A 26,655-nucleotide genomic window follows, 5' to 3' on the forward strand; every position below is an offset into this window, starting at 1 on the left:
TCCCCTGCCTGCCGGAGCGCCTATGCTTAATTCCACGCCGAGCGAACTCGCTCGTAACCTGCTGATCGTGCTGGTCCTCGGACTGCTGATCGTCGGCACTTTATGGGTGTTGCTGCCGTTCCTGCCCGCCTTCATCTGGGCCGTGACGATCGTCGCCTCGACCTGGCCGTTGCTCATCGGTCTCCAGCGTCGCCTGTGGGGCAAACGGTGGCTTGCCACGACCATCATGATCATGGGCATGCTGATCATCGTGGTGGCACCGCTCTCGGCAGCCATCGGCACCCTGATCGGACACGCTTCGGACATCAGCGATCAGGTACATTCCTTCGGCCAGAACGGACTCCCCATGCCGCCCGAGTGGCTCGCGCGCATTCCCGTGGTCGGCCAGCGCGCCAGCGAAGAATGGCAGTCGCTTGCGGCCGCCGGTCCCGGCGGTCTGGTCTCCAAGGTTCAGCCATATGCCGTCAAGGCGGCGTCGTGGGGGTTTTCCAAGCTGGGGTCCATCGGCTTGCTCGTAGTCCACCTCGGCCTGACGCTGATCATCTCCGGCATTCTTTTCATGCAGGGTGAACGTGCCGCACGGGCGCTGATCCGCATTGCGCGACGCCTCGGTGGCGATCGCGGCGAGGAGTCGGTGCGGCTTGCAGGTATGTCGATTCGCGCGGTCGCGCTTGGGATTGTCGTGACGGCCGTCACACAGTCGTTGCTCGGCGGACTCGGCCTGTGGCTCACCGGCGTGCCGTTGCCGGGTTTCCTGACGGCGCTGATGTTGGTGCTGTGTATCGCGCAGATCGGCCCATTCCCGGTCCTGCTCTCGAGCGTGGCCTGGCTCTACTGGCAAGACAGCCCGACGCTCGCCACGTTGCTGCTGGTGCTGTCGATCTTCATCGGCATGCTCGATAACGTCATGCGACCGATGCTCATTCGCCGGGGTGCCGATCTGCCGATGACGCTGATTCTCGCGGGGGTACTCGGGGGGATGCTGACGTTCGGCATCGTCGGACTGTTTGTCGGTCCGGTGATTCTCGCCGTGACATACACGCTGCTGATGGCGTGGATCAACGAGGGACTGAATCGTCCGGCGACAGCACTGAGCGGTGCACCGTTGGCGTCACCTTCGGATGGGAAGGCCTTGCCGGAAGGCACGCCGGAGGCGGCACCGAAGGCACTGTCGACGGCCGCACCGGACGCCAAAAAGCCTCGCTGACCGCCCCGTCGGAGGGGTGAACGCGGGGCGCGTACGTTACGCGCCCCGTACCCATTTTTCGGATTCCTTCACCTGTCGCATATCACCGCGACGTGGCTAAATGGCTCTCACACCCACACGCCTTCGGGAGCCGCGCCATGCCATCCACAAAGACCACCGTCCAGACCACCCCGCGCACCCGGCGCTCGCTACGCGTGCCGCGTCGCGCCCGCCTGGGGGATCCGCCACTGTTGCGTCGTGTCGCCAATGAACTGGCCTACACGCCGACACGTTGCCGTGTCACCGCGAGCCTGTCAGTCGGACGCGTCAATCCATGGTGGCAACGCTTCCCCGCATAGCGGGATCGGGTCGGGATCAGACCGGAATCAGTCCCGACCCGTGTGTTCAGCGCGCCTTGGCAGGCAGGATCTTGCCGGACACGTTGCCGAAGCCGACCCGATAGCCATCGCCCTGACACCATCCGCTCATCACGACGGTGTCGCCGTCTTCGATGAACGAGCGCTTCGCGCCGCTGGCCAGCGTGATCGGATTCTTGCCGTTCCACGTGAGTTCGAGCAGGCTGCCGAACGAGTCAGGCGTCGGGCCGCTGATCGTGCCCGAGCCCATCAGATCGCCCACGCGTACGTTGCAGCCCGAGACCGTGTGATGGGCAAATTGCTGCGCCATGCTCCAATACATGTGACGGAAGTTCGTGCGGCAAATCGATGTCGCCTCGGCATCGCCTTCGGCTTGCAGCAGGACTTCGAGTTCGATATCGAACGCGTGCTTGCCTTGCTGTTGCAGATACGACAGCGGCTCGGGCGACTGCGCTGGGCCGGCCACGCGGAACGGTTCGAGGGCTTCCATCGTCACGACCCACGGGGAGATGGACGTACCGAACGTCTTCGCGTTGAACGGACCGAGCGGCACGTATTCCCATTGCTGAAGATCGCGGGCGGACCAGTCGTTGAGGACCACCATGCCAAAGATGGCGGCATCGGCATCTTCCACATTCAGTGCTTCGCCAATGGCCGTTTCGCGACCGACGATGAAACCGGTTTCCAGTTCGAAGTCGAGCTTGCGGCAGGCGTCGAAAATCGGGCGCGGCTGATCGGGCAGCTTGATCTGGCCGTTCGGGCGGTGCAGCGGCGTACCGCTCACGACCACCGAGCTGGCCCGACCGTTGTAGCCGATCGGAATTTCGAGCCAGTTCGGCAGCAACGCGTTAGCCGGATCACGGAACATGCTGCCCACGTTAGTTGCGTGTTCTTTGGACGAGTAGAAGTCGGTATAACCCGGCACCTGCACCGGGAGATGGAGCGTGGCTTGCGCCAGCGGCACGAGCGCTTTCGACTTGAGCGCGGCGTTCTCGCGCAGCGCGGCGTCGCCGTCGACAGCCAGCAGCGACGTCAGGCGAGCACGCGTGGCACGCCAGGTGGCACTACCAAGCGCCACGAACGCATTGATCGACGCTTGCGCGAAGACGGGTGTGTCGCCTGCCTTGAGCACGCCGGCGGCTTCGAGCGCCGCCAGATCGAGCACCTGATCGCCAATCGCGACGCCGACGCGCGCTGTGGGCTGTGCTTGCGTGCTGAACACACCGTAGGGCAGGTTTTGCAGCGGAAAGTCCGTCACGCCGGTGTTGGCGGACGCGACCCAGCTTTGCAGGAGAGCAGTCATGTGGAATTCCTTGTTCGAGCTAATGCTTCGGCCGACCCTGCGCGAGAGAAGCGCCGGGCCGGCCGTCGGGATGATCAAAGGTGTCGTGGCGCAATGGCGTGTGTGCCCTTAACGCCAGCAACGTCCCTTACTTCTGGTTGGGGTTGAAGTGCTTCTTCAAGTCCTGCCAGCAGGTGTAGTAGTTGTCCTGCAACTGCTTGGTCTCCAGTGCGAAGCGCGTCGGGCGAATCACCGCCGGCGTTTCGAACATGAAGGCCATCGTGGCATCGACCTTGTGCGGCTTGCTCGTGTCGGCCGCCGAGGCCTTCTCGAACGTTCCCGCATCCGGGCCATGACCCGACATGCAGTTATGCAGGCTCGCGCCGCCCGGCACGAAGCCTTCAGCCTTGGCGTCGTACACGCCATGAATCAGGCCCATGAACTCGCTCGCAATGTTGCGATGGAACCAGGGCGGGCGGAACGAGTTTTCCATCGCCAGCCAGCGCGGCGGGAAAATCACGAAGTCGATATCGTCGACGCCCGGCGCATTGCTTTGCGATTGCAGCACCAGGAAGATCGACGGATCCGGATGGTCGTAGCTGATCGAGCCAATCGTGTTGAAGTGACGCAGATCGTATTTGTACGGCGCGTAGTTACCGTGCCAGGCCACCACGTCCAGCGGCGAATGGCCGATATCGGCACGCCACAGCGCCCCACCGAACTTCGCCACCAGTTCGAAGTCGCCCTCGACATCTTCATATGCTGCGACAGGCGTCAGGAAGTCGCGCGGATTCGCCAGACCGTTGGAGCCGATCGGGCCCAGATCCGGCAGACGGAGCAATGCGCCGTAGTTCTCGCAAATGTAGCCACGGGCGCGGCCGTCGGGCAGCGTCACGCGAAAACGCACGCCGCGCGGCAGCACGGCAATCTCAAACGGCTCGACTTCCAGCACGCCGAATTCGGTGGCGATACGCAGACGCCCTTCTTGCGGCACGACCAGCAATTCGCCGTCGGCGTTGTAGAAGAAGCGACCGTCCATCGATTTGTTGGCCGCGTACACGTGAATGCCACAGCCGTGACCAGCGTCCGGACCGCCGTTACCGGCCATCGTGACCATGCCATCGACGAAATCGGTCGGTGCTTCGGGCATCGGCAGCGGGTCCCAACGCATCTGGTTCGGCGGCGTAGGCACCTCATCGAAGCGGCTCAACCAGCGCGTGTTCTCGATCGCGGTGAACGGCTTGTGCATGGCGGCAGGACGAATGCGGTACACCCACGAGCGGCGATTGTGACCGCGAGGTGCCGTGAACGCCGTACCCGAGAGTTGTTCCGCGTAGAGGCCGTAAGGCGCACGTTGCGGCGAGTTTTGCCCGATCGGCAGCGCGCCCGGCAATGCCTCGGTCGCGAACTCGTTGGCGAAACCGGACAAATAGCCCAGTTCCCCCTGAATTTGATCTGCTTGACGCATGAGTGCCTCGTCTCCTGTTTTCGAATGGCACAATTGTCCGCCAAGCGACCACATTTTGCGATATAAATAGACAAATCCACTATATTCACAACGCGAATATCACTCCGGTGAGCCGCTGACGCTTTCTCTATGATTTCCTTACGCGACGTCGATTTGAACCTGCTGGTGGTGTTCCATGCGGTCCTTACGCACCGGAGCATCTCCCAGGCGGCACGGGAGCTGGGGCTATCGCAGCCCGCCGTCAGCAACGGACTCGCACGGTTGCGGCAGACGTTTGAAGATGAGCTGTTCACGCGCACGGGCACCGGCATGCAGCCCACGCCGTTCGCTGAGGCGCTGGCTGAACCCGTGTCGGCTGCATTGGCAGGCATATCTCGGGCCATCAACCATCGTGAGGCGTTCGATCCGGTGACTAGCCAGCGGGAATTTACGTTGGCGATGACGGACGTCGGGGAGGTGTACTTCATGCCCGCGCTGATCGACCTGTGCACTCAGATGGCGCCAGGGGTGCGTATCAGCACGGTTCGGGCATCGTTGCCCGATCTGAAGGAGGCGATGGCCGCAGGACGCATCGATCTTGCGGTAGGGGCTTTCGACGATCTGACGGGGCCGTTCTTCCAGCGACGATTGTTCCGGCAGCAATATGTGAGCATGTTCCGCATCGGTCACGCGCTCGACTCGCCGGACTCAGGGCTGGCCGAATTCAAGGCGGCTCGCCATCTGTTCGTCGCCACGGGCGACAACCCCTACGCGCGCGTCAATCAGCTTCTCGCACAGGCTGGCTTCGGTTGCGACGCCAATTTCTGGGTGCCCCACTTCATCGCAGTGCCCTACATCGTCAGCACGAACGATCTGGTCGTGACGGTGCCGCAGAAGTTTGCCGAACGCGCCGCAGCACCATTCGGGCTGCACTTCGTCAAACCGCCCCTGCGTCTGCCAGCGCTGCAAACCAATGTGTTCTGGCACCGCCGCTATCATCAGGACGCAGGCAATCAGTGGCTACGTCAGCTGATATCGGAGCATTTCGTGGAATAGCACGACGGGCCGCCTTTTCGGCACCGCCCGCCGCCATCCCCTCCTACCGCACGCTCACGCGTCGCTGGCGATGGCGTGTCCCTGCGAGCGCAGCCAATCGTTCCAGGCCGTATCGAGTGAGTCGAAAGCCGCCTCCATCTGACCGACCGACGACTGCGGCGCAAGGTGCTCGACCTGTGCGGCCAGGGACGCCAGCGAACTCAGACCGAACGCCATGAAGCCGCCACGCAACCGGTGTGCCGAGTGGCGGAGTGTCTCGCGCGAGGACTCGGCGAGCGCCGCCCGGCAATTTGCGATGTCCTGGTCCGCGATCTTGACGAAGGTGTCGAGCATGTCCGACAAGGGCAAACGCCAGTCCTTGGATGACGCCGTCTCAGGCACAGGTTTGGGTGCATTCTCGATCAGTCGCGACGACGCCGGCAACGGCGCGATCTCCACGCAAAGCGACGGGTAGCGCGAGCGAACCAGTTCGATGACACGTAGCAACGAACGGGCATCCACCGGTTTGTAGACGACCGCATCGTAAGGCGATTTCGCCTCGCGATCATTGCGCAGGGTGACGTCTGCCGTGGCCACCACCACCGGCACATGGGGTGCACGTGCCTTGATCGCCGTCGCCAGCGCATGCCCGGAAATGTGCGGCATGTTCGCATCGGTGATAACAAGCATGTGCGACTCGGCATCGAACGCATCAAGCGCTTCGCGAGGGTCGTGATAGCAATCCACCATCGCGCCGAGACCTTCCAACTGACGCGACAGCAACATGCCACTGATCGGATGATCGTCTGCGACCAGTACGTACCAACCGGCCAACGGCCTCACGCGCGTCTGCGCGTTGGCCGTGCCCGGCACCGGCAGGTCGGCGTTGGTCGACAGACCCGGGCGTGGCGTGGCGCCCAGTGCCTCCCAAAGTTCGGCCTGTTGCAGCAGGGCGATGTCGCGCGGCCACGTCGGTGTGCTTCCGGCGGGACGGTCCACCGGCGTAGCACGGAGTAAGTAGACTTCCGCGCCCGCCATGCCGCGCACCGGCCATTCGTCCGCGAACATCAGGAGGCCGGAATCCTGTTCGCGGCCGTCCCCCGTCGACCACGACACGGCGTCGTCATATCGAACCGGGACGAACCCCGCACGGCGGATCAACGCATCGAGGTACCAGTGACGACGCGACAATGCGCTCACATAAGCGAACGTCTCCTGCGAATCCACGACAACCGGTGCCTCGCTTTCGGGTGCCCACGGCAGATGCAGCGTGAAGCGCATGGTCGTGCCCTGCCCCTCCTCGCTGTCGACGGCCAGAACACCACCGAGCATGCCGACGAACTGATGCGAAATCGCCAGTCCCAGCCCGGTGCCATGCTGCATCCCCGGCTCGGTGGTGCTCTTGCCGAATGGCCGGAACAGATCGGCAAGATCCGCGGCCGCAATGCCGACACCGCTATCGCCAACCGTAAAGGCCACGTCGCAGCCCTGCATGTCCGAGCGCGTCACCATTGCACTGAACGCCACGTGCCCCTTTTCGGTGAACTTGATGGCGTTGCCGACAAGGTTCGTCACGACCTGTCCGAGACGCAGCGCATCCGTGTGCACCGCGCGCGCGAGGAGCGGATCGATCATCCAGTCCAACGTGAGGCCCTGCAATCGCGCGCGGCCCGTAAACGACAACCCCACCGCCTCAAGCTCCTTGAGCAGTGAGCAATCGCGCGAATTCAGCTCGAAGCGACCGACCTGAATGCGCGAATAATCGAGAAGATCGTTGATGAGATCGAGCAAATTACGCGTCGAACTCTCCATCACGTCCACGTAATAGCGATGATCGTCGCCAAGGTTCTGCGCGCTGAGTAATTCGAGCGACGCCAGCGTGCCGTACAGTGGCGTGCGCATCTCATGGCTGACGGTCGTGAGGAACACGTCCTTCGCGCGATTGGCGCTCTCCGCAGCAAGACGTGCCTTGCGTTGCTCCAGCTCAAAGCGGCGCTGTTCGGTGACGTCCGACAGTGTGCCGATCAACACCGGTTGCTCACGAAACACCGTGTCGACGAAGCTCACCGCGTAGTGGCGCTCACCCGCATCGTCGAGCGCACTGAGCAGACGCCGGACAGGACGCGCCACCACGCCGCTGTGCAGTTGACGGTACATCCGCGTCAACTCGCCATCGCCAAGATGTCTGAGCAAATCGACCGTACCGGCATACGCCGGATTACTCATCACCACGGCTGGCTCGAACGGATCGATGATCGCCATACCGACGGGTGCCGTCTCGATAAGCGTCTGGGTGAAAGCATCGCGCTCCAGCAACGCCGTCGTACGCTGACGCGCAGGCTCGATGATCCGTTGACGCATATAACGCATGCCTGCATAGACGCCGCCAGCGTACAGAAGCAATAGCAATGTCGCACCGAGCAGCAACGTGGCGTTCTCTTGCAGCAACTGCGCGGGGCGCACGGCGTAACGCACGAACCACGGCGTAGAAGCCAGTCGCCGCTCAAACACCAGACGCTGACCGTCGGAGCGCAAGGTCATCTGCGCTCCGCCAAAGAGCGGCAACGTAACCAGCGTACGCAAATAGCCCAATGACGACATCGGAAGCCCGGCGCTCGCAATGACAAGGCCGTCCTCCGAAATCAACTGGAGCGCTTCGCCGGAGCGTTCAAGGTTGCGCATGCGCGGCGGCACGATCATGTCCGGTGACATGCTGGTGCCGACATAAAGCACCAGATGGCCGTTGAGATCGCGGATCGGCACGAAACTCGAAACGGTTTTCAGATGCGTGACGGGATGCGTGTAGTTGTACGTCCAGAACGGACCTTCACTGTTGCCCCGGATACGCGCGTGATAGCGCTCGACCTTGTTGATTTCTGCGAGCATTGCCTGCGTGTCGCGCGCCAGATCGGCCGGACTGAACGCTTCGCGGCCAACGGCAGGACGATAGGTGGCAAACGCACCGTCTGCGGAAATGATGAAGGTCTCGTCCTGCGCGTCGAGCGGACTCCAGAAGTTGGCGTCGAGCACCATAAGGCGCAACGTCAGACGCGCTAGCAACGCTGCCCGCTCTTGCGAGATTTCCGCCAGTTTGACGATTTCGAATTCGCTGTCCCAGCCCACCCCGTTGATGCGTCGCGCAGTGCCCACCGGCATGGAAATAAGCGGCTTCAGAATGCGGTCGGTCAGCGCCTGCGTGGCACCGCCCGGACGCACGGTGCTTGCCTGGGTCGCCTGTGCCATCGCGCGGGCCTGCTCGTTGAAGATTTCGAGGTCCCGGATTTCTCGCCCGACAGCCGCAAAGAACGACTCCGTCTTTTGTCCGCTTTGCCAGAGTGTGCCGAAGAGCGCATAGGAGACCGCCGCGACCCACACCGACAAACCGAACAGCAGGGCCAGCAGGCCACCAATGCGAAGCAGGCGGCCCGCGATCGCGATGTCGCGCGTCATCGTTCTGGCAGGCATAGACTCCAACGTCTGTGGTCGGGGCGAACTCAGGCGGCACTCGGCGCTTCGGCTTCGCCGTCACGCGCAAACTGAACCGGGCTCGACACATGCAGCTTGAACAACTCCATGTCGGTGCGGCAACCCAACTTGCACATGGCCATGCGCTTCTGGTTGTTGATCGTCTTGGCCGAACGCTTCAGCGCGCCCGCAATTTGCGACACGTTCTGACCATCCAGATACATGCGCAGCACTTCCATTTCCTTGGGCGAAAGCGGGCGTCGTGCCGTCGGCTTGCGGCGCATCTGCTCCTCGAGAATCTGCTCGGCGCGCCCGCCGCGATAGCTCATACCGCGACGGCAACGCTCCACACACACGGTGATTTCACGCAGATCGTCGGACTTGGTCATCACACCCAACACCCCACAGCTGTCGAGTGCGTGAATGATGGCCGGCTGCTCGATCGACGTGAACACGATGATCTTGACGTCGGGGTACTTGCGACGGACGCGGTTGATCATGACGAGGCCATCGCCGAATGCGCCACCGGGCATGCAGTAATCGGTAATGAGGACGTCGACGGAATTCGTTTCGAGCGCCTTGAACAACTCGGTCGAATTCGAGACGGGAGGCAGCACGTGAAAGCCCGGGTCCGGGGACAGCATTTCACGTAGCGTGGAGGCGACGATCGGGTGATCGTCCGCAATCAGAATCTTTACCATCATTTGCTGGATCCTGTTAAAAGAAGTCAGCCGTGGGCGCGCGCGATCCCTCGCCGTGTCTTCGCGTCATGGCTTCCCAAAAGAGGAATGTGCGTCTTGCCGACGCACGCGTTGGTCACGAAGGCGTGACCGCATTGCTGCTGGGCGACGATTACGGGGCCCGACAGTCCGGCGCGTGGGCCGCTCTCGGCCCCCGCCCGTTACCTGCCTTATCCGGCGCTCCCGACACTTCCGGCGACGACCGCACCCGGTCCATCGACGGTGGTCCACGCCGAGCACGTCTTGTGCCCTGTCAACCGGGTTGTGCCCACGCCGATGACCGGCTTGACACAGTAACGAATGCGAACACCGCGCAAACCTGCCGAGGGCATCATCTCGCGCGTCCGTCCGACAACGCGAATGCGTGTCGGTCCGGCGGCGGCTTCCCACAGATGTACGCTATCGGTCTCAGGCCAATCCGCCATCCATCGGTACGAGCCGCTCACGACCGTGCCTACCCTCGGCGTATCGCTCAGCTTCACCGCTGCTGCCACCGGGCGCATCCGCGATTCGACCTCTCGCGATGACGCAACCGGAGGCTCCATCCGCGCCAGCGAAGCCCCGCCGCTCTCCGATTCCAGCAGGGGGGCCGTTGCATCCGCCGTCGACGCTTTGTATTCGCTACATCCCGCAAGCAGCGCCATCGCCAGCGCGCTGCCAAGGCTTATTAGTGTCGTCACAGCGCGCCGTCCCATCGTTCGCGTGGCATTTGAGCGAGAGCATTGGCTGGGCAGGAAAGCGTCAACGTGTGTTTGTGTCATCGGTCCATTACCAATCGTCTCGCCGCGTGACAAAGGAACGTTACGCGTCATTTTTACGACCAGCGGAAATATAGGATAAATCTACAAATCCCAACCGTTTTGGATCTCTTTATAGGAAACATCCTAGTCCAAATTAGGAGGAATACCGTTCGCGCCTTACACAGCCCGCGCGTCAGCATCGAATTCAGTGCGGAAATAACTCAGATGACGTAGTGCGGATGCTCAGGCAGCGTTCCAATTGACACGCAAGTGAGGAAAAGATTCATTTGAAAGATGCCAGTCATGTCAGCCATAGGCCGCACGCGGCGTGGTAAGTCGATGCCGAAAAGGCAAAAAGTCACTCGAAAGACGTTGCGACTTTCGAAATACTTCGCTTCTTTTGATTTTTAGACGCAAAGCGCGTCAACGCCACCGATACCGGTAGCGATTAAATTTTATTAAATTTCGTTAAATTCGATTAAAGCGGGAGATAAGCCGAAGGAAATCCAGCATCGCGCAGACTTAGCGGCTTTGAATAAATAGATTCAAGCGCCAAACGCTTTGACGAACATGCCGAATGCCACGACGGCCATGAGCGTAGAGAAGATTTGTTGAAGCCGCGATGCGGCCAGACGTGGCGCGAGCGCACGCCCCAGCAACATGCCCGCGACAGCGCCCACGACAAACGTCCACCCCTGCGTTCCCGGATGCATGCCATGCCACCACGCATTGGCGACGGTGCCCGCAGAAATCAGCGCGATGACGAAGAGTGACGTCGCCACCACGCCGTGCACCGAAATGTCCGTGAAGCGCCGCAGTGCAGGCACGATGACGAAACCGCCCCCAACGCCGAGCAGCCCGGACGCAAAGCCCGAAATGGCACCGATCGCACCCAGCGTACTCGCCACCTGCCGAGTCCAGTGCAAGCGCCCCGTCGCGGGGTCCATCCGGCATGGCGGCAACGGTGCGCACGTACCCGCGATGCCACTCGCCCCCGCACCGCCCCCACCACCACGGGAAGCGCGATACATCCGTGCGGCCACGATCAGCATCGCCACGGCGAACAGCCCGACGAGCCACCGCTCCGGCAGCCGATGCGCCATCCACGAGCCCAATGGCGCGAGACAAACCCCGATGCCCGCCATCAGCATCGCCGCACGATAGCGCACGATACCGGCCCGCAAGCCTTGCGCACTGCCCACGGCGGCACTCGCGCCGACGGCAAGCAAGGCGACGGGTCCCGCCTGCGGCACGCCCCAACCGAGTCCGAACACCAACGCCGGCACCGCAAAGATGCCACCACCCGCGCCCGTCAAACCCAACACCAGTCCGACCGCTGCACCGAGCAGGGCGGCCGTGGGCGAAGCACTCGAAAGGTCGGGGAACATGGGCGATATCCAGCAGGGAGTGGTCTGGCACCAAGCCAAATCACTATTTGTCATAAGCTTATGACGATGAATTATATAGAAGCATCAGACGACAGAAAAGAAAAGCGGCGCTACCTGAGCGCCGTCGTGTCTGAAAATGCGGGGAAACGACAAAAAATGCCTATGGCGAGGATGTCCGGACACTGATGTCCACCGGCAGCTCGCTGGCATCGAGCCCCGCCTCGTGTTCTGCATCAAGTTCCGCGATGATGTCCCCCGTGTGCGCACCCGGCGCGGGTGGATCGAGACGCGTGACAGGGCTTTGTCCGTTAAGACGCACGGGCGAGACGATCGTGTGGGTCGTCTCGCCGCTGGGCAGCACCATCGGGCGCACCCAGCCCATATGCGCCACCTGCGGATCGGACAGCACTCGGGAATAGGTGCTGATTTCCGTGCACGGGACACCCACGGCTACCAGCCGCGCGAGCCAGACATCCCGGTCGTCCAGCACGAATACCGCTTCGAGCACGTCGCGCAACGCGGCCTGATGGCGCGCCCGCTCCCGTGCACTGCCGAACCGCGGGTCGTCGAGCAGATCCACACGGTGCACGAGGGCGCAAATCGCCTCCCAATGCGTCTGGGCGTCTAAATCCATACCGAAGTAGCCGTCGCGCGCCCGGAAGGTCGGCCAAGGGGCAGAAGGGCCGCCAAAACGCTCGCCCTCACCGGGCAGCGGTACGGCCAGCGGCGAGACCTTGCCATGCCCCGCTGCGTCAGCCAGCGCCCGGCGCTGACGCGCTACCGCCGACATCTCGGCGTCGGCTTGCGCCGCGTCGCCTGCGTCCGTAGCGGCCATGGCGGCTGCGGGCACGAGCCCTGCGCGATGGGCAGCCTCGGCTCCGGCATCGCCCGCCCGCAACGCGGCAATCGCTAGCGTCGCGCCGAGCATCGGCACATCGATGTGCACGCCCACGCCCTGCTGCTTCGCTGCGACGAGCGCCGCCGAAACGGAAAACGCGGCGTACAGTCCTGCGGCCAGATCGGCAATGGGCAGATCGCGCGGCGGCTCGGCACCGCTTGGCGCCACGCCCAGCATGCCCCTGAGCGCCTCAAGCGCAGGCACCCCCGGCTGCGGCACGGAGCGCGGGCCATCTTGTCCGAATGCGGAAATGGAAACGTAGACGAGATGCGGTTGCACAGCCGACAACGCATCATAGCCAAGCCCGGCACGCGCCAACGTGCCGGGTGGCAAACACTCGATGACGACGTCCGCCCCGCGCACCAGCGTGTGAGCGAGGCTTCGGCCTTCGAGCGTTAGCAGATCCAGCGCGACAGAGCGCTTGTTGCGACGCAATCCGACCTGCGCCGATTCGCTGATCGTGCTTTGGTATTCGTTGGAAATATCGTCGACGGGATCGTCGACCATGATGACGTCCGCGCCCATGTCGGCAAGCAGCATGCCGCAATAGGCACCTGCCGCGCCACGACAGAACTCAATGACGCGGATCCCCGTAAGTGGTGCATTCAATATCTGACCCCTATTTGCTTGCCTGGCGGTTTGTTGTTGTTTTCAACCCTTGGCAGCCGTCTGACGCGGCATTCAGCGCATTCTAGAACAGTTATTCAACGCCGGTCACTGCGAAAAAATGGAGGTCGCACCACACGTTGCCACCGGGCAACAACCCGGGTGGCAACGCCGCCGGGACACGCGCCTGACACAGACAACGCCCCCAGCCCGTTGGCTGTCACAACCCTGCAAGGGCCGTTACAGCCAACCCGCCTTGCGGAATTTCATGAATAGCAAGACGTCGATGACGACCATCGCGGCAATACAGGCTGGATACCCATATTGGAATTTCAGTTCGGGAATGTCAGCGAAATTCATGCCGTAGATCCCGGCAATCATCGTCGGCACGGCAAAAAGCGCCGCGAACGACCCGAGCCGCTTCGTCGTTTCGTTCTCGGAGAGCGAAATCATGCCGAGATTGACGGAGAGCGCTGTCGTGACCATTTCTCGCAGCAGATCGATGTTTTTCGTAATGCGTTGGAGATGGTCGAAGACGTCGCGGAAGTACTCCTGCATGCCACCGCACAGCTTGGGCGCCATAGCCCCGAACAACTTGCTGACCGCTTCCATGAGCGGCACGCACGCGTGTTGCAGCGTAATGAGCCGACGCTTGAGCTGATACAGATCCTCGATGATCGCGCGTCCCTTGTTCGGCGCATTCGGGGTAAAGATCTGCTCTTCGATGGCTTCGAGCTGTGCTTCAAGGTCGTTGAACACGGGGAAGTAGCTGTCGACGATGGCGTCCATCAGGGCATAGAGGACGAAGATCGAACCCTGGCGCAACAAGTGCGGTTCTTTCTCCGCTCGCGCACGCACCGCGCCCAGTCCCTGCGTGGCGTTCGAGCGCACCGAGAGCACATAGTTGTGCCCTGCGAAAATCGCGACTTCGCCAATCGCGAAATCGCCGTCAGCGTCCTTGTTAAGCACGTGCAGCACCGCAAAGAGCGAGTCGCCGTACTGCTCGATTTTCGGACGCTGATGCCCGTGCTGGGCGTCTTCGACGGCGAGGTCATGCAGGCCGAATTCGTGCTGCATCTGCGCCAGTTCGCCCGGCCCGGGATCCTTGAGCGCCACCCAGACAAAGCAGTGCGGACGTTCAAGATAGTCCGAGATTTCATCGGGGTGCAGATCGGCAATCTTGCGGCCATCCTCATAGGCCACACAGTTCACTAGCATGCGTCTTCCTGGTCGAGGCGGCCTTGCACTCTACACGTGGCGCGAGCGTCGGGCACTGCGCGCGCTACCGCCGCGACCCTCGCGACCGTCAGCCCTTGCGTGTCTCCCGCGCCTGCGCCGTCTGTTGCAGCGGCAGCCGGATATGAACGATGCCCGCCTCCATCTCCTTGTCTTCGACAAAGCCGAGATGACGGGCGAGTGTCAGCATACGCGTATTTGCCGTGAGCACATAGCCGATGAGTTCCCCGGTGCCACGCTTGCGGCTGTAGTCGACGATATGCTCCATGAGCGCACGCCCCAGCCCTCGCCCCTGCGCCGCAGGACTCACCGTCACCGCGAACTCGGCCACGGTGTTGTCCGGGTCGGCCAAAGCCTGCACCACGCCCAGCAATCGCGTGTTGCCCGCCTCGTCCTTTTCCGTGGCGACGAACGTCATCGCACGGTCGTAGTCGATCTGCGTAACTCGCGCCATCTGCGAATGCGACAGCTCCTTGATCAGACCGAAGTAGCGGAACTGCACGTCCTGCGGCGTCAGTGTGTGGAAGAACGCGTTGTAGGCCGGTTCGTCCTCCGGGCGGATGGGACGTACGCGCACGGGCTTTCCACCTGCATCGACGGTGCTTTCGAGCTCCTGCGGATACGGCGCGATCGACAGACGTCCGTGCCCGGGGAGCGACGGCTTGCGCGCCACAATGCGCGCATCGAGCGCCAGCACGCCGTGCGCATCGGCAAACAACGGATTGATGTCCAGCTCGGCGATCTCCGGCACATCGCACACGAGTTGCGAGAGCTTCACCAGCGTCAGATAGATTGCCTCGTGATCGGCGGCGGGACGGCTGCGATAGCCCGCGAGCAACTTCGACACACGGGCACGCGCCACCATGTCGCGCGCGAGGTTCAGGTTCAGCGGCGGCAGGCCGATGGTGCGATCGGCGATGACTTCGACGGCCGTGCCGCCCTGCCCGAATAGCAGCACCGGACCGAAGACGTTGTCGGTCGCCACCCCCACGATCAGCTCGAAGGCTTCGGCACCGTTCGCCATACGCTGCACCGAATAGCCGGTCACACGTGCATCGGGTTTCGCGGCCCGTGCACGCTTGGCGATCTGGCGTGCCGCGTCGCTCGCTTGCTCTGCCGTTTCGATGTTGAGCACCACGCCGCCCACATCGGACTTGTGCGTGATGTCCGGCGAAATCAGTTTGACGGCGACGGGAAAACCGATGCCCTTCGCGACTTCGCCCGCCAGCTCCGGCGTCTCGGCAACGAGCGTCTCGACCACCGGAATCCCGTAGGCGGCGAGCACGCCCTTCGCTTCCGGTTCGGTGAGCAACTCCCGGCCCTCACGCATGGCGCTGTCGACAATGGCGCGCACGCGCGCGACATCCGGCGCGAAGCCCGGCGGGATCGAGGGCGGCGTTTCCATCAGCAACGCCTGATTGCGTCGATAGTTGACGGCTTCGAGAAAGGCACGCGCGGCGTTCTCCGGCGTGTCGTAGGTCGGCAGCCCGGCCTCGCGGCAGATGCGGCGCGCGCGCTCGGCCGTCTCGCCGCCGAGCCAGCAGGTGAAAACGTTTTTCGACGGACGCGGCAGCGCCGCAAGTGCGTTCGCCACGTCGAGACTCGGCATCACCGCGGTGGGTGCCTGAATGAAGAGGACGGCCGCTGTCTCGGGGTCTTCGCATAGCGCTGCGAGCGTGGCCGTGTAGCGTTCGAGATCCGCGTCACCGCCTATGTCCACCGGGTTCGTACGGCCCAGCGTTTTGGGTAACGCGGCGTCGAGCGCGGCACGGGTCTTTTCCGTCAGATGGGCCAGCTTGCCGCCATCGAGCACCAACGCATCGGTCGCCATCACGCCCGCGCCGCCGCCGTTGGTCATGATCGACAGCTTGTCGCCTGCGAACGGACGCAGGCGTGCCAGCGTCTCGACAGCCGCAAACAGTTCGTCGGTGGTATCCACACGCAACATCCCTGCGCGACGGATCGCGGCGTCGTACACGTCGTCCGAGCCAGCCAGTGCGCCGGTGTGCGACGCAGCGGCCTGCGCGCCTTCAGGCACACGTCCCGACTTGATCACGACGACCGGCTTGTTGCGTGCTGCCGCGCGCGCCGCGGACATGAATTTACGCGCATCGCGAATCGATTCCATGTACATCAGAATGGCGTCCGTGCCGGGATCGCTCGCCAGATAATCGAGCATGTCGCCGAAATCCACGTCGGCACTGTCACCCATCGACACGAAGTGCGAGAAGCCGATTTCGCGGGCGTCGGCCCAGTCGAGTACGGCCGTCGTCAGTGCCCCCGACTGGGAGACGAATGCGAGTTTGCCCGCGCGTGCGCCCATGTGCGCGAAGCTGGCGTTCAGGCCGATGCCGGGACTCAGCAGCCCGATGCAGTTCGGACCGAGAATGCGCAGCACGTGCGGCTTCGCATTCTTGAGCATGCGGTCCTGCAACGTCACGCCGTGACGATCCTTTTCTCTGGCAAGCCCCGAGGTCAGCACGACCACCGCGCGGGTGCCACGCTCACCCAGCTCGCGAATCAGATCGGGCACGGTCGACGGCGGCGTACAGATCACCGCCAGGTCGGGTGCCTGCGGCAGATCGCCCACGTCGCGGTAGCACTTGAGATCGGCGAGCGTCGAATACTTCGGATTGACGGGATAGATGTCGCCCTTGAAGCCCCCGTCGACGATGTTTTGCAGCACGGTCGTCCCCACGCGTCGCTCGCGATTGGACGCGCCGATCACGGCGACCGACTTCGGCTGGAACATCTGGCTCAGGTTACGGGTGGTCATAGCGACTCCGGGGGGTGAGTTAGACAGCGTGGAAAACAGCGAGGCTGAGAACGTGAGAACGCGCGCTCCGGCTCAAGCGGCGCGCGCGTTCATCGTCGTCTGTGATGCAGAACTATCGGCGGAACCGTCGATGTCGAAAGATGGGTTCGTCGCGCGGACGCCCGCACAGGCGCCCGGGCATATCGTCACTCGCCGCGCAGGTGCGCTTCCACCTTCCACAGGTGATCGTCGACGCCGCGCGAGATTTCGGTGAAGACGTCCGACGTGGTGGCGTCGCCGATCTCGGCGGATGCATCGATCAGGCCGCGAATGATCTCGCCGTAAGCCGCGAGGGCTTCGGCCAACGCGGCGGCATGATCGAGACCGCGCTTGAACTCGTTCTTGTACGTCGGCAATTCGGTCTTCTGTGCAACGGTTTGCACGCGGCCGTCGGCCACGCCGCCCAGCGCCACCAGACGCTCGGCGCACAGATCGGCCCATTCGATGGCCGCGTTATAAACCTCGTCGAAAAGCAAGTGCAGTTCGATGAAGCCCGGGCCGTGCACGTTCCAGTGGGCCTGCTTCGCCTGACGCTGTACGTCGATGCCGTTGATCAGCCCACGATTGAGCTGGTTGACCGATTCGATACGGATCTTTTCACCGAGGGTGTTACGCGTATGATTCAAAGCCATTTCACACTCCTGACGTCTGGCAACTCGCAGGTTGCCGGGGGGAAGCCGTCGGCGACGGGCGCTCGGCGCCCATGCGGACGAACGGAGACAACGCGACTACGACCTGAGGTGTCCCGGTGGCGCATGCGACACGCCATGCGCGGCACCTCGCAGTTTGAATCCTGCCAGCACCAACAAAGCGCCCCAGATGATGGCCCACGACCCGATGGCCCAGATCAGCGCCAACGCGCCCGCGCCCGGTTGCCACATGATGAAGATGGCGAACAGGATGCTGAAGGCACCGGAGAGAATGACCCACAGTTCGCCCTTGATCTCGCGACGCAGCGCGATACCGGCAGCCACCTGCAACACGCCGGTGACGAAACTCCAGGCCACGATATAGATAAGCAACGCAACGGCGGTCAACGCCGGGTTGAGATAAGTCAGGACTCCGATCACTATGCCCGCGATGCCTTGCAGCAATGGCAGCCACCAATCGGCATGCTCCTGGCGCGCACTCCATGCGCCGCTGAGCGAGAAGACCCCGTCCACGAACGAAAACGCGCCGAAACAAAGCACCAGCACCGCAATCGTCACGCCGGGTAACGCAAAGGCGGCGATACCGAATATCACCGCCAACACACCGCGCAGCACAAGCAACCACCAGTATTTCGACAGAAGTCTGAGCATGGCATCCCTCTCGTGAAATATCCGCAGGTAGCGAATCCGGACGACGAGCACCTACCACACCTACAACACGTTTGGTGCGTATGGGCGCGCAGATAGGCGTCAAGAACCCATTCTAGAGACGGCTTCGACGTGAGATCAAGTGAAATATACGCGAATGCTTGTGTCATTCGCACGCGCTTTGACAGACGTCATCCGATCTCGATTCTCCGCTCCGCACGCCCACAGGGACTTCCGCAACGACACCCGCGATCGCCCCGCCATCGCTGCGGCAATGCGTCGCATTCGCACGCGTTACCTCACCATCATTGCCCGCAACCACTCAACACATGCGCAATGCGTCCGTCGAAAACATGCGCTTTGCGCGTACACCTCCGAGACGCTCAGCGCGTCGCTTCGCCTTTCAATTGGGATCATTCCGAAAGTACTTTGTGCGCTCGTATTTCGGGCAAGCGCCCTCATAAACTACGTAAAAAGCGTCCGAAATGCAGTGCGTGTACGGGCGTCACAAGAACGGTATCTACGTAGTCCCCACGGTGAATCATCGCGCTTTCTAATAGGACTCCAAAGGAGAAACATCATGAACCGACCGCTGCTTTGTCTGGCCCTCACGGGAATCGTCGCTGCGCTTGGACAGAGCGCACCGGCTCGTGCCGCCGTTTACTCCAACGGGTCGGCAACCGCTCAGATGCGCGTCCAGCTGACGATCCTGCCCGGGTGCACCATCGCCGCCACGCCCATGACGTTCAACGCGGTACAGGGTTCGGCGACAGGACCGGTGGCAACCACCTCGTCGCTCACCGTGATCTGTACCGCGTCGACGGGTTACAACATCGGCCTGAATGCGGGCACCGTACCGAACTCCACCGAGACCAACCGCCTGCTGGCGGGCACGCTCACCGGCAACACCACGACCATTCCGTTCGGGCTTTTTCAGGACGCTGGCTACGCCACGCCGTGGGGCAACACGCAGGGCTCGAACACCCTCAGCGACTCGGGCACGGGCGTGGTCAAGACGTACACCGTCTATGGTCAGGCGACGCTCTCGGCCACCATGCCCGCGCCGGACGTCTACTCGTCGACTGTCACGGCGACCGTCTACTTCTGAGAGGTCAGGTGAATCATGGCGAACATGAGCCCTCCCAGACCGGTCGCCCGGCGGCCGACGGCGTATGCCTGCGGCGGCGCGTTCGTCGCGCTGCTCACACTTTGCGTGACCGACGGCAACGGCGCGACGCTGCAAGTCTCGCCGGTCATCGTCAACATCCTGCCGACGCAGCCTGCGACTACGCTCACGCTCGGGAACTCCGGCGATCTGCCGATTCACGGCCAGTTGCGTCTGTATGCGTGGACGCAACGCAACGGCGACAACGTGCTCACGCCCACCGAAGCGCTCATCGCCAGCCCACCCATTGTGCGCATCGAGCCTGGTGACCGGCAGATCGTGCGGCTGGTATATGTGGCCCAAAAAGTCGAGGGAAGCGAGCAGAGCTACCGGCTGCTGGTGGACGAGTTGCCGCCTGTCGACGCCACGCCATCGGAGGGCGTCTCCATCCGCCTGCGCTACTCGCTGCCGGTGTTCGTGCAGGCGAATCAGACGCGCTCGCCCTCGCTGCGTTTCGACGTGCGCATGACGCGGGGCGAGCTGGAAGTGCGCAATGACGGCCAGCGTCACGCTCAGTTGGGGGCGACACGGGTACTCGACGCTTCCGGACGCAGCGTGGAGCTCACGCGCGGCTTGCTCGGCTACGTGCTCGCCGGACAAACGCGTCGTTTCGCGGTGCGCTGGCCCGCCGGTGCGCCTCCCGTTGCACCGTTCACGGTGGAGTCACGCGTCGACGCGGTGCCGATGCGCTTTGTCGCAGGCGTCGCGCCGGACGAACGTCGCTAGGCGTGTCCGCGGCCATCGCCACGCCCATGAGCGTCGCATTTGCCACGCTGACGACGCTTGGTGCACTTGGGCCCGGCTCAATATCGGCCGAGCCACGCGCCGTCGGCGCGGCCCTGTTCGACGATGCGTCGCTGGCCGCCTCCCGCACCGCGACAACGTCGTCGTCCACCACCGTGCCCACGCGAGCGGCGAGTACAGCAGGCATTTCCCGGCTCGACGGGCCTTATGTACTGGAGGTCATCATCAACGGCGAATCGACCGGGCGCATCGCCCCATTCGCGCGACGGCAAGGCCGCTGGTTCGCCCGCGCAGGCGATCTGCGCGCGCTCGGGCTGACATCCTCATCCGGCGGCCTGCCCGACAACGACGCCGCCGACATCGCGCTCGATTCGCTGAGCGGCATACGCGCGTCCTACGACGCCACGCACCAGACACTCTCGCTTGAGGTCGGCGACGCGTGGCTCTCGCCGTATCGTCTGGGGAGCCCTGCGCCCGTTGTTGTCAGAGCGACGTCCGACCCCGGTCTGCTCGTGAACTACGACGGCTACGTGCAGCGTGACCGTTTCACGCGCGCTTCCGTCTGGAGTGAAGTACGTGGCTTCTGGTCGGGCGGCACGCTGCAACAGACCGGTCTCGCCGAGCATTCGCGATGGCGTCGTGGCTATCGACGCTACGACACCTGGTGGCAACACGACGACCCGTCGCGCCTGACCACGTGGGTCGCGGGCGACCTCATCACCGGCTCGCTCTCATGGAGCCGGTCGCTGCGCATTGGCGGCCTTCAGTGGCGTCGCAACTTCGCGCTGCGTCCCGATCTGGTGACGTTCCCCATCCCCGCACTGCATGGCAGCGCCGTGGTGCCCTCCTCCGTCGATCTGTATCTCGACGGCGTGCGCCGCATGGGTGGACGCGTACCGCCCGGTCCGTTCGTCATTCAGGAAACGCCGGGCCTCACGGGCGATTTGCAGGCGAGCGTTGTGACACGCGACGCACTCGGGCGCGAGCAGATCACTACCGTGCCCCTGTACATCGATCCCCGCCTGCTCGCACGTGGCCTGTCGAGCTTTTCCGTGGAGGCGGGCCTGCCGCGCGACGACTACGGTGTGCGCTCGTTTTCGTACCGGCGTCATCCCGTCGCGTCGGTGGCCGCGCGCTATGGCGCAACGGACACCCTGACCGTCGAAGCGCAGGCGCAAGCCGGGAGACGACTCGCCCTTGCTGGCGCGGGCGCGCTGATGGCGCTGGGGCGTGCGGGCGTCGTCAGCGTGTCCACCGCCTTATCCGGCGGACGCGGCACCGGCAGCCAATGGAGCGCGGGTTATCAGTACCTGTCGCGCCGCGTGAGCGTCGACGCGCAGATGATCCGCACGACCGGCCGCTACCGCGATATCGCCACGCTGGACGGTGTGCCTGTGCCCCGTGCGAGCGATCGCGTGAGCATCTCAGTGCCGTTCGCGCGTGGCAGCACCGCGTCGCTCGCCTGGTTCGCCCAACGCGTGCCGCGTCAACCAGCAACGCGCGTGCTGTCCGCCAGCCTGACGCTACCCGCAGGCACGCGCGGCATGTTCTCGATGGGTGGATTTCGCGACTTTGCGCGGCGTCGCTCGCACGGCATCTTCGCGATGCTCAGCGTCTTGCTCGGCGGTGGCAGCGAGGGCGCAAGTGCGGCGCTAGGGAACGCATCGTTCAGTCAACAGGACGGGCAAACGCAGGCGTGGGCGGGCGCGAACCGCACACCCGATTACGCCGGCGGCTGGGGTTGGCAGGTACTCGGTGGACGCGCCTTCTCGCAACGCACGATGCAGGGCGAAGTGCAGTATCTCGGGCGACACGGTCAGGTCTCGGCACTCGCGCAGCAAGTGGGACGGCAGTCCGGTGTCGGGATAGGCATGACTGGCGCACTTGTCGTCATGGACAACAGCGTGCACGCCACGCGGCGCACTTACGACGCCTTCGCGCTCGTGAGCACCGACGCGCAAGTCAACGTCCCTGTGATGCGCGAATCGGTCCCCGTCGGTCGTACGGACTCGCGTGGCTACTTCCTCGTGCCCGATCTGAACGGCTTCGAAGCGTCGCGCATCGGCATCGACCCCATGCATCTACCCGCCGATCTGGAAGTCACGACAACCGAACGCCGAGTGGCCCCACAGTCGCGCAGCGGCGTACTCGTGCACTTCCCCGTGCGACGTTACCGCGCGGCGCTCGTCACGCTGGTCGACACTTCGGGGCAGCCGTTGCACCCAGGCACATCGGTGCGCCATGTGCAAAGCGGCATAGTGACGGTGGTGGGTTACGACGGCGAAGTGTTCATCGACGCACTCGGTCCGCGCAACACCCTCGAATCGCGCGACGGACGGCAGCGCTGCCGCGTTTCCTTCGACTGGACGACACCGCCCGAAGGACGCATCGCCCGCGTCGGTCCGTTGGAATGTGTGGCGTTCGGCACGCTCGCGGGGGACACACCGTCGCGGTCGCCGGAGGCAATGTCGGCATCGGATTGGCCAGCACCGGCAGCGCCATCAACGCCTTCCGATGGGGAGGACCTGTCATGAGGCTTACGACCTTGCTTCGCATCGTGCGACGGCATTGCGCCATTGCAGCGGGCTATCTCGCGTTGTCGATGAGTGCGCTGGCACAGACATGCTCCGTCGGCACGCCAACGCTGGCGTTCGCTGCGTTCAGCCCGATCTCGGGATTCGCGCTCTCCGCGACCGGCACGATCCCCGTGTCGTGCAACTGGCCTGTGCTCACGGGCAATCCGAACGTCAAACTCTGTCTGGCGTTGAATGCCACTCAGCCGCTCACGCTGACAAATGCCGCGAATGTTGGAAGTGCGATCAATTTCGGACTCTTCACAGATCCCACCTACTCAAACGCGTGGGGCAGCGGCACGAGCGACGTGATTTCGCTGACGATGGCGCGGCCGCTGCTCGGCGGCACGGTCACACAGAACGTGAACTTCTACGGCAGGATCGCGGCGTCGCAAACGACGGTGCCCACGACCGGCAGCAGCAACACGGTCTACGCACGTACGTTCGCGTCGACTGACATCTCGCTGCAATACGCGTCCTACGCGGCCCTTTCGCCTGCCCCCGCCTGCGGCACAGCCATGACGGCCGCGCCTGGCGCGCCGTTCACCGCGAACGTCACCGTGATCAACAACTGCACCATCGCCGCCGCCAACATCACCTTCGCCACGCAATCGGCGCTCGCCAGCCCCGTCACCAGCAGCGGGCAACTCTCGGTGCAATGCACGAAGAACGACGCTTATCGGGTCAGCCTGTCGGGCGGACTGCTGGGGACGGTCACGTCGCGCACGATGACGGGCCTCACGTCGAGCATCGGCTATCAGCTGTATCTCGACAGCGGCTACGCCACGATCTGGGGGGACGGGACGTCAGGGACGTCGCAACTGACCGGCACCGGTACAGGGCTCGTGCAGGCCATCCCCATCTATGCACGTGTGCCGTCGCAATCGACGCCAGCCCCCGGCGTCTATACCGACACTGTCACGGCGACGATTCAGTTCTGATGGCGTTCCGAGAGGGTGCCGAGCGAGATCAGACCGCTTCAGCGCGCGGTGGCTTGAGCGGCAAGACCTGAAGCCGATCGCCCGTCTTCACGCCCAACGCCTGCGCAGCGAGCGGGCTGAGCGCGAACGCGCGGCGCTCGGGGCGACCTGTCACCAGCGTCGCGCGAAAACCCTCGAGGCCCAGGCATGCCACAAGATACGGTTCCGCGTTCGGCGTCGCCGGTACGGGGCTGCCATCCTCGCTTGTTGGGGCCACGACGTTCGCCGTCAGATAGCGGCTATCGCGCGCCGCACGCAGATCGGCAACGCGCGCTTCGAGCACCGGGCCGCTGTCGAAGATGTCCACGTGCGATCCGGAGCGCATCCCCTCCTGCTCCAGCAGACGCCGGGCAGGCAGCGTGTCGCGGTGCGTCACGCCGATGGCGGCTTGCGCTTGCGGCGACAGAAAGTCGACGTAAATCGGATACTTCGGCATCAGCTCGGCCACGAACGACTTCTTGCCGATGGACGTGAGGTAGTCCGCCTGATCGAAGTCGATCTTGAAGAAGTGTTGTCCGAGCGACTGCCAGAACGGGCTCTGTCCCTCGTCGTCGAAAAAGCCACGCAACTCGGCGCACACGTGCGGACCGAACCGCTCGGGGAACTGCGCCATGAACAGAAAGCGTGCCTTCGATAGCAGCGCACCGTTTCCGTGTCCGCGCCATTTCGGGTCGAGCAGCAGCGAGCAGAGTTCGCTGTAGCCGGTGAGGTCGTTCGAGAGCGAGAGCGTCAGCATGCGCGACCAGACATTCAGCTCCCGGCTCGCGTGGACAATCGTGTCCTTGCGATAGGTGTAGAACGGCTGGTCGAGGCCGACGGCGGCTTCCAGCCCGCAAACGCCCGCGATCTCGCCGGTGTCGGCGTCCTCCATCACGAACAGATAGCCCTGCTCCGCCGTGGGCGCCTGGCCTTCGACGGTCGCCGCCACGCGCGCCAGACGCGCTTCGAGCGCCGCCCGGTCGGGCTTGAACGACGTCATGCCCGGACCGGCCATCGCTGCCAGCGCCAGCAGCGCGGGCAGATCACCGGGACGCGCGAGACGCACGACGCGCAGCGAATTCGCCGCGATGTCGTCAGAGGCGGCAGCAACAGTGTTCGCTGGAACGTCGGAGGTCGTCGTCGCTTTCGATTGACGCGTCATGGAAGCATCCCGTGAGTTGGATAAAACAAGGGCCGGAGCGACGTCATCCGTCGGTCCGGCCCGAAGTCCTGTGCATCGGCGCAGGTCTTGTTACGTTCGCCGTGTGCTTAGGCGGCCTTCTTAAGCGGCCTTCGCCGTGGCAGCCACCGTTGCGACCGCCTTCTCCAGCGAGGCGAGACCGGCGTCGATATCTGCGAACGGAATGTTCAGCGACGGCGCGAAACGCACCACGTCGCCGCCCGCCACCAGCAGCATCAGACCGTTCTTCTCGGATTCGACGACGATGTCCTTGGCGCGACCGGCGAACGCCGGCTTGAGCACGGCGCCGATCAGCAGGCCCATACCGCGCACCTGATCGAACACGCCATGACGCGCGTTGATCACCTCGATGCCCTTGATGAAATGATCGTGACGCGCCTTCACGCCGTTCAGCGTCTCGGCCGTGTTGATCAGCTCCAGCACGCGACCGGCAATGGCCGTCGCGAGCGGGTTGCCGCCGTACGTGCAGCCGTGCGTGCCCGGCGAGAAGCTCGCAGCAATCTTGCTCGTCGTGAGAATGCCGCCGATCGGATAGCCATTGCCCAGCGCCTTGGCGGTGGTCAGGATGTCCGGCGTCACGCCATATTGCTCGTAGGCATACAGCGTGCCGGTGCGACCGACGCCCGTCTGCACTTCGTCGAAAATCAGCAGCGCACCGTGCTGATCGCACAGCTCGCGCAGACCCTTCAGGAATTCCGGATCGGCGGGCAACACACCGCCCTCACCCTGCACCGGTTCGACGATGACAGCGGCCGTGGCGTCCGAAATCGTCGCGCGGACGGTTTCCAGATCGTTGTACGGCAGATGCATGATGCCTGCGGGAATCGGGCCGAAACCTTCGGTGTACTTGGCCTGACCGCCCACGCTCACGGTGAACAGCGAACGGCCGTGGAACGAGTTATAGAACGAGATGATCTCGCTCTTTTCCTTGCCACCACGCTCGGCGGCGTGGTCGTAGGCGTAGCGGCGCGCCAGCTTGAGTGCGGCTTCGTTCGCTTCGAGACCCGAATTGCAGAAGAACGCTTTGTCGGCGAACGTCGCTTGCGTGAGTGCCGTGGCCAGGCGCAGCACCGGCTCATTGGTGTAACCGTTACCGATGTGCCAGACCTTGCGGGCCTGCTCTTCGATCACCTTCACCAGTTCCGGATTGGCATGGCCGAGCGCGTTGACCGCGATACCGCCGGTGAAGTCGACATACTCGCGACCTTCCTGATCCCACATGCGCGAGCCTTCGCCGCGTACGGGCACCATCTGGGCAGGCGCGTAATTGGGCACCATCACGTCGTCGAACGTCTGGCGGGTCACAGCGATTTGCTGGCTCATGACTACCTCGTGAAATCGGAGTGCAATCTTCGATTGCGGGGCAGGCCCGGACAAAGGTCACTGCCCTGTGAAAAAAACCTGGCGGGGCGCTCAGGGTGCCTGCGACGCGCCGGTGCCTGAAGTCACTCGGGTCACTCGGGTCACTCGGCGCGCGTACCCTCGCATTGTAATCAGATG

20 protein-coding genes are annotated in these 26,655 nt (G+C 63.6%); 7 read left to right on the forward strand and 13 right to left on the reverse strand.

The window, feature by feature from the left end; all coding sequences use genetic code 11:
- The first annotated feature begins 22 nt into the window (after positions 1 to 22).
- Together ydiK and PCO31010_RS02865 are read left to right on the forward strand one after the other, a co-directional pair.
- Positions 23 to 1,207, forward strand: a complete 1,185-nt coding sequence (gene ydiK / locus PCO31010_RS02860) for an AI-2E family transporter YdiK (protein WP_246184420.1) — start codon at positions 23 to 25, stop codon at positions 1,205 to 1,207.
- A 137-nt stretch (positions 1,208 to 1,344) separates the two neighbouring features.
- Complete coding sequence (locus PCO31010_RS02865) at positions 1,345 to 1,545, forward strand: hypothetical protein (RefSeq protein WP_150662896.1); 201 nt, start codon at positions 1,345 to 1,347, stop codon at positions 1,543 to 1,545.
- A 46-nt stretch (positions 1,546 to 1,591) separates the two neighbouring features.
- On the opposite strand, the gene fahA is transcribed toward PCO31010_RS02865, so the two are convergent.
- Positions 1,592 to 2,866 (reverse strand): fumarylacetoacetase, encoded by a 1,275-nt coding sequence (gene fahA, locus PCO31010_RS02870; protein ID WP_150662897.1) that lies wholly within the window; start codon positions 2,864 to 2,866, stop codon positions 1,592 to 1,594.
- 127 nt (positions 2,867 to 2,993) lie between these two features.
- The gene (gene hmgA / locus PCO31010_RS02875; RefSeq protein ID WP_150662898.1) at positions 2,994 to 4,313 is read right to left on the reverse strand and encodes a homogentisate 1,2-dioxygenase; all 1,320 of its coding nucleotides are present in this window, start codon (positions 4,311 to 4,313) and stop codon (positions 2,994 to 2,996) included.
- 129 nt (positions 4,314 to 4,442) lie between these two features.
- Here hmgA and PCO31010_RS02880 point away from each other — a divergent pair, with 129 nt between their 5' ends.
- Positions 4,443 to 5,348 (forward strand): LysR family transcriptional regulator, encoded by a 906-nt coding sequence (locus PCO31010_RS02880; protein ID WP_150662899.1) that lies wholly within the window; start codon positions 4,443 to 4,445, stop codon positions 5,346 to 5,348.
- Positions 5,349 to 5,402: 54 nt separating this feature from the next.
- Here the strand turns inward: PCO31010_RS02880 and PCO31010_RS02885 are convergent, their stop codons facing one another.
- The 9 genes from PCO31010_RS02885 to PCO31010_RS02925 form a co-directional block, all read right to left on the reverse strand.
- Positions 5,403 to 8,792 carry a hybrid sensor histidine kinase/response regulator gene (locus PCO31010_RS02885; protein ID WP_150662900.1) on the reverse strand — a complete coding sequence of 1,130 codons (3,390 nt, stop codon included), beginning with the start codon at positions 8,790 to 8,792 and terminating at the stop codon, positions 5,403 to 5,405.
- A 29-nt stretch (positions 8,793 to 8,821) separates the two neighbouring features.
- Complete coding sequence (locus tag PCO31010_RS02890) at positions 8,822 to 9,496, reverse strand: response regulator (RefSeq protein ID WP_039398051.1); 675 nt, start codon at positions 9,494 to 9,496, stop codon at positions 8,822 to 8,824.
- A gap of 206 nt (positions 9,497 to 9,702) precedes the next feature.
- Positions 9,703 to 10,212, reverse strand: a complete 510-nt coding sequence (locus PCO31010_RS02895) for a hypothetical protein (RefSeq protein ID WP_150662901.1) — start codon at positions 10,210 to 10,212, stop codon at positions 9,703 to 9,705.
- Positions 10,213 to 10,817: 605 nt separating this feature from the next.
- Positions 10,818 to 11,660, reverse strand: a complete 843-nt coding sequence (locus PCO31010_RS02900) for a sulfite exporter TauE/SafE family protein (protein WP_150662902.1) — start codon at positions 11,658 to 11,660, stop codon at positions 10,818 to 10,820.
- Positions 11,661 to 11,820: 160 nt separating this feature from the next.
- Positions 11,821 to 13,167 (reverse strand): CaiB/BaiF CoA transferase family protein, encoded by a 1,347-nt coding sequence (locus PCO31010_RS02905; protein ID WP_150662903.1) that lies wholly within the window; start codon positions 13,165 to 13,167, stop codon positions 11,821 to 11,823.
- Positions 13,168 to 13,404: 237 nt separating this feature from the next.
- Positions 13,405 to 14,382, reverse strand: coding sequence for a magnesium/cobalt transporter CorA (corA, locus tag PCO31010_RS02910; protein ID WP_150662904.1), 978 nt, complete (start codon positions 14,380 to 14,382; stop codon positions 13,405 to 13,407).
- An 88-nt stretch (positions 14,383 to 14,470) separates the two neighbouring features.
- Entirely contained in the window at positions 14,471 to 17,176 is a 2,706-nt protein-coding gene (locus PCO31010_RS02915; protein ID WP_150662905.1) for a bifunctional acetate--CoA ligase family protein/GNAT family N-acetyltransferase, read from the reverse strand.
- Positions 17,177 to 17,361: 185 nt separating this feature from the next.
- Complete coding sequence (gene dps / locus PCO31010_RS02920; protein WP_039398040.1) at positions 17,362 to 17,847, reverse strand: DNA starvation/stationary phase protection protein Dps; 486 nt, start codon at positions 17,845 to 17,847, stop codon at positions 17,362 to 17,364.
- Positions 17,848 to 17,943: 96 nt separating this feature from the next.
- Positions 17,944 to 18,516 (reverse strand): HdeD family acid-resistance protein, encoded by a 573-nt coding sequence (locus PCO31010_RS02925; protein WP_150662906.1) that lies wholly within the window; start codon positions 18,514 to 18,516, stop codon positions 17,944 to 17,946.
- Positions 18,517 to 19,093: 577 nt separating this feature from the next.
- Here PCO31010_RS02925 and PCO31010_RS02930 point away from each other — a divergent pair.
- Genes PCO31010_RS02930 through PCO31010_RS02945 form a run of 4 tightly spaced genes read left to right on the forward strand, consistent with a single transcriptional unit; the run spans position 19,094 to position 23,936 of the window.
- Positions 19,094 to 19,621: a Csu type fimbrial protein gene (locus tag PCO31010_RS02930; RefSeq protein WP_150662907.1), complete on the forward strand. Its 528-nt coding sequence runs from the start codon at positions 19,094 to 19,096 to the stop codon at positions 19,619 to 19,621.
- A gap of 24 nt (positions 19,622 to 19,645) precedes the next feature.
- Complete coding sequence (locus tag PCO31010_RS02935; RefSeq protein WP_174984259.1) at positions 19,646 to 20,404, forward strand: fimbrial biogenesis chaperone; 759 nt, start codon at positions 19,646 to 19,648, stop codon at positions 20,402 to 20,404.
- A gap of 26 nt (positions 20,405 to 20,430) precedes the next feature.
- The gene (locus PCO31010_RS02940; RefSeq protein WP_150662909.1) at positions 20,431 to 22,956 is read left to right on the forward strand and encodes a fimbria/pilus outer membrane usher protein; all 2,526 of its coding nucleotides are present in this window, start codon (positions 20,431 to 20,433) and stop codon (positions 22,954 to 22,956) included.
- Positions 22,953 to 23,936: a Csu type fimbrial protein gene (locus PCO31010_RS02945; protein WP_174984262.1), complete on the forward strand. Its 984-nt coding sequence runs from the start codon at positions 22,953 to 22,955 to the stop codon at positions 23,934 to 23,936. Before PCO31010_RS02940 ends, PCO31010_RS02945 begins: the two co-directional genes overlap by 4 nt.
- A gap of 28 nt (positions 23,937 to 23,964) precedes the next feature.
- Here PCO31010_RS02945 and astA read toward each other — a convergent pair whose 3' ends face one another.
- Positions 23,965 to 25,029 carry an arginine N-succinyltransferase gene (astA, locus tag PCO31010_RS02950; RefSeq protein WP_150663481.1) on the reverse strand — a complete coding sequence of 355 codons (1,065 nt, stop codon included), beginning with the start codon at positions 25,027 to 25,029 and terminating at the stop codon, positions 23,965 to 23,967.
- 207 nt (positions 25,030 to 25,236) lie between these two features.
- Entirely contained in the window at positions 25,237 to 26,478 is a 1,242-nt protein-coding gene (locus tag PCO31010_RS02955) for an aspartate aminotransferase family protein (RefSeq protein WP_150662911.1), read from the reverse strand.
- Between the last annotated feature and the right edge of the window lie 177 nt (positions 26,479 to 26,655).

This window comes from Pandoraea commovens (assembly GCF_902459615.1).
Taxonomy (GTDB): domain Bacteria; phylum Pseudomonadota; class Gammaproteobacteria; order Burkholderiales; family Burkholderiaceae; genus Pandoraea; species Pandoraea commovens.